Genomic DNA, 2,852 nt, shown 5'->3' on the forward strand with positions numbered 1-2,852 from the left:
CTCAGACTCATCAAGCTTGTCTACATCAATCAGTGATTCGAACTCATTGAGTACAAGCACATCGTTGAGTGATTCAAGTTCGATGTCTACGTCAATCAGTGATTCAAACTCATTGAGCACAAGCACATCATTGAGTGATTCAGGTTCAATGTCTGTTTCAAACTCATTGAGTGCAAGTACTCCTCCAAGTGTCTCTACTACAAATAGTAATACAAGTAATTTGCCAGGAAACAGTAGTTCTGTAAACAATGGGGGAACAGGTTACTTACCTAAGACAGGATCGTCTGATGGGTCAGTTGCTAGCTCTATAGGTCTTGCAACACTCTTTGGTGCTATTGGTGCAGCATTGTTCGGAAGGAGAGAGAAAAAAGAAAATAAATAGAAATTTGCTGATATAACTATTTTTCCCAATTAGAACTGAATAAAAAGAGGTTCCGCATAAAAAAATATGCAACTTCTTTTTGGAGGTTCGACAGGATTTAAATAGTTTATTTAAGATATATTACAAAAACTAAAGGTTAAACATTTGAAAAAAGAAAAGTTTATCGCAGGAACGGCTTTGATTTTGGGTATGACAGTTTTTGGTGTAGCAAGTCATGCTGACGAGGTAACTGTTAGTAGTAGTGGAGATACTTCAGGGATAACTTCAGACTCATCGAAACCAAGTACGTCAGATTCATCATCGAAACCAAGTACGTCAGATTCATCATCGAAACCGAGTACGTCAGATTCATCATCGAAACCGAGTACGTCAGATTCATCATCGAAACCAAGCACTTCTAGTTCACCATCAACTAATAGTTCTGCTAGTACTCCTTCAACAACAACTCAAGCTCCATCTACTTCCGTATCGGCTCCTTTTAATTATTCACAAGGAACGACATCATATAATCAAACTTCAACATCTGTACAAATGCCAAGTTCGTCAGCTGACTCGGAGAAGTCTGTTTATACTGGTCCGGTTTTAAAAGAAATTGATGCTGCTAAGCCGATTGAAAAAATTGATGTCACTAGTACTGATGCTTTTATCAAAAGTATTGCGGATCGTGTGAGAATTTTAGCTGGTAAAAATAATCTGTATGCTTCAATCATCTTGGCGCAGGCCATTTTAGAATCTGGTTCTGGTCAAAGCAATATGAGTCAACAATATTTTAATATTTTCAATATTACTGGTGCTTACTTAGGAAAATCTATTTCTTTTAAAACAGAAGAATTTTCAGGAAATACTCCATTTTATATTGAACAAAGTTTCAGAATCTATAGTAATTATGATCAAGCTTTGGATGATTATATTAATTTGATGATTAAGGGAACAACTTGGAATTCTGAGATTTATGCTGGTGCATGGAAATCACATGCTAAAAATTATCGGGAAGCAGCTGAAGCCTTGCAAGGAATTTTTGCTACTGACCCAGCATATGCACAAAAATTAATTGAACTCATTCAAGAGTATAAATTGGATGCTTATGATAATGTAGATAGCTCAACTCAAGTCCTGGGTGACAATATTCCTACTAGTCCAGTTGTGACTTCAAGAGGTGATAAATCAGATTTTCCCGTATATAATGGGGAACAATATCCTGGCTCTGAAAGTTATGCCTTCGGAAATTGTACACAATATGTCTACAATCGTATAATCCAACTTGGTGGTAAGATTGGTAATTTTATGGGAAATGGAGGAGAATGGGGAATCAATGCTAAAATTCAGGGTTATTATACTACATCTGTTCCAACGGAAGGATATGCAGTAAGTTTTCCTCCAGGAGTTGCAGGATCTAGTATTATATATGGTCATGTGGCATTCGTAGAAAAAGTATATTCAGATAATTCTATTTTAGTTTCTGAAATGAATGTAAAAGGGAATAATATCGTGAGTGAACGTCATATTTCTGCTGGTGTCGCTGCACTAGCTACTTATATTCAACCAAAATAGCTATTAATTAAATGGGATAAGTAAGTTATGTAATTAACTTACTTATATCCATTTTACAGAGAAAGTATAAATTATATATTTCTCTGTAAAATGGATAAATATGAGTTTAGAAAGTAAAAATTTGTTTATATTGTGGAAGGTTAAATATGGGAATTTTTTATTAAAAATAAAGTAAATATTAACTTAAAAGAATAGTATAATAGGCATCCTTTAAAAATATCAAAAATAGTAGGGACTATTTTTGAATATGATTTATTTATTTAGTTTCTAAAGTAGTGCAAGTATGAATTAAAACATTACAAATGTATACTAAATAGTTTCTTATTATTTAACAATAAAATAAAAAAACATATCTATTTTGGTAAGAATGTGCAATTCATAAAAATATCATTATGAAGTTTTTATAAGAAAGTGAAAACATGAGAAAAAATAATTTATTTTACAATAGATTGCTAGAACAAGTCAGATTAAGAAATACATCGATAAATCAAATAGAGCGTGAACTCGGTTACCCAAGAAATGCACTTCATAATTATAAATTAGGAAGGGAGCCATCAGCTACTAGACTTGTAGAATTAGCCAATTATTTTGATGTTTCACCTCAATATTTAATTGGTGAAAATAATGAAATTCCCGAAAGAAGTTTAGAAATGTTCTTTAAGAAACTATCTATCAAGGATAAAAAAGAAATACTACGTATTTCCGTGTTGTGGTTTTTGAAACAAATAAAGTAAATAAAAGGATAAATTTTTCTATATTCTTTTATTTGTAATTTCTTTCAATATGGTAGTTATTCATTATTTTTAAAAATCGATCAAAATATGAATAGAGAATACCAGGGGTTATAAGATATAAAAATGAGGAACTGAAAAATGAAATTTAATAAAAAAAATTATGATTATCTTATTGTTGGAGCAGG

Annotated in this window: 3 protein-coding genes; all 3 read left to right on the plus strand. The window is 32.0% G+C overall.

The features are described from left to right. On the plus strand, positions 1-382 hold a 382-nt coding region (locus IAE52_RS11375; RefSeq protein WP_233610998.1), incomplete at its 5' end, for an LPXTG cell wall anchor domain-containing protein. 117 nt (positions 383-499) lie between these two features. Next, a complete protein-coding gene (locus tag IAE52_RS11380) occupies positions 500-1,933 on the plus strand; it encodes an amidase domain-containing protein (protein WP_162551494.1) in 1,434 nt (477 codons plus the stop codon). 419 nt (positions 1,934-2,352) lie between these two features. Continuing rightward, the gene (locus IAE52_RS11385) at positions 2,353-2,667 is read left to right on the plus strand and encodes a helix-turn-helix transcriptional regulator (protein ID WP_033900666.1); all 315 of its coding nucleotides are present in this window, start codon (positions 2,353-2,355) and stop codon (positions 2,665-2,667) included. The last annotated feature ends 185 nt before the right edge of the window (positions 2,668-2,852 follow it).

This window comes from Lactococcus sp. S47 (genome assembly GCF_016517475.1).
Classification (GTDB): domain Bacteria; phylum Bacillota; class Bacilli; order Lactobacillales; family Streptococcaceae; genus Lactococcus; species Lactococcus lactis.